General features: G+C 63.6%; 1 protein-coding gene. It reads left to right on the forward strand.

Features of this window, described 5'->3' with window-relative positions; translation table 11 throughout:
* Positions 1 to 1,091 (forward strand): aminofutalosine synthase MqnE (gene mqnE / locus JK363_RS41305; RefSeq protein ID WP_201883471.1); only part of this gene is annotated, 1,091 nt, incomplete at its 5' end.
* Positions 1,092 to 1,099: the final 8 nt, after the last annotated feature.

Raw genomic sequence — 1,099 nt, forward strand, 5'->3', positions numbered from 1 at the left:
TCGCCCTGTATGCGTCGGATGATCTGGCGTGGCTGGGTGGTCTGGCTCATGAGGTACGTACCCGTAAGAACGGTGATGTCGTCCACTTCAATGTCAACCGTCACCTCAACATGACCAATGTGTGTACCGCGTCGTGTGCGTACTGCTCCTTCCAGCGCAAGCCGGGGGAGAAGGACGCGTACACGATGCGTATCGAGGAGGCGGTGCGGCTCGCCAAGGCGATGGAGAACGAGAACCTGACCGAGCTCCATATCGTCAACGGTCTGCATCCCACCCTCCCCTGGCGCTACTACCCGCGGTCTTTGCGGGCGCTGAAGGAGGCGCTGCCGGAGGTGTCGCTGAAGGCGTTCACGGCCACCGAGATCCATCACTTCGAGAAGATCTCCGGGCTCAGCGCCTCCGAGATCCTCGACGAGCTGATCGATGCCGGTCTTGAGTCGCTGACCGGCGGCGGTGCCGAGATCTTCGACTGGGAGGTCCGTCAGCACATCGTGGACCACGAGACCCACTGGGAGGACTGGTCGCGCATCCACCGGCTGGCCCACCAGAAGGGGCTGAAGACCCCCTGCACCATGCTGTACGGGCATATCGAGGAGCCCCGGCACCGGGTGGATCATGTGCTGCGGCTGCGTGAGCTCCAGGATGAGACCGGTGGGTTCCAGGTCTTCATCCCGCTGCGCTACCAGCACGACTTCGTGGATATGAAGGACGGGAAGGTCCGGAACCGGCTTCAGGCGCGGACGACGATGGCGACGGGGGCCGAGGCGTTGAAGACGTTCGCGGTGTCGCGGCTGTTGTTCGACAACGTTCCGCATGTGAAGGTCTTCTGGGTCATGCATGGGGTGCAGACGGCGCAGCTTGCGCTGAACCATGGTGCGGATGACATGGATGGTTCGGTGGTCGAGTACAAGATCACGCATGATGCGGACAACTACGGGACGCCGAACAAGCTGACCCGTGACGATCTGCTGGAGCTGATCCGGGACGCGGGCTTCCGTCCGGTCGAGCGCAACACCCGCTACCAGGTCATCCGCGAATACGACGGCCCCGACCCCGACCGCCGCGAGTCCCCCCAGCCCATGCGGGTGTGAGACCCCGG

This window comes from Streptomyces coffeae, from assembly GCF_016741875.1.
GTDB classification, from domain to species: Bacteria; Actinomycetota; Actinomycetes; order Streptomycetales; family Streptomycetaceae; genus Streptomyces; species Streptomyces coffeae.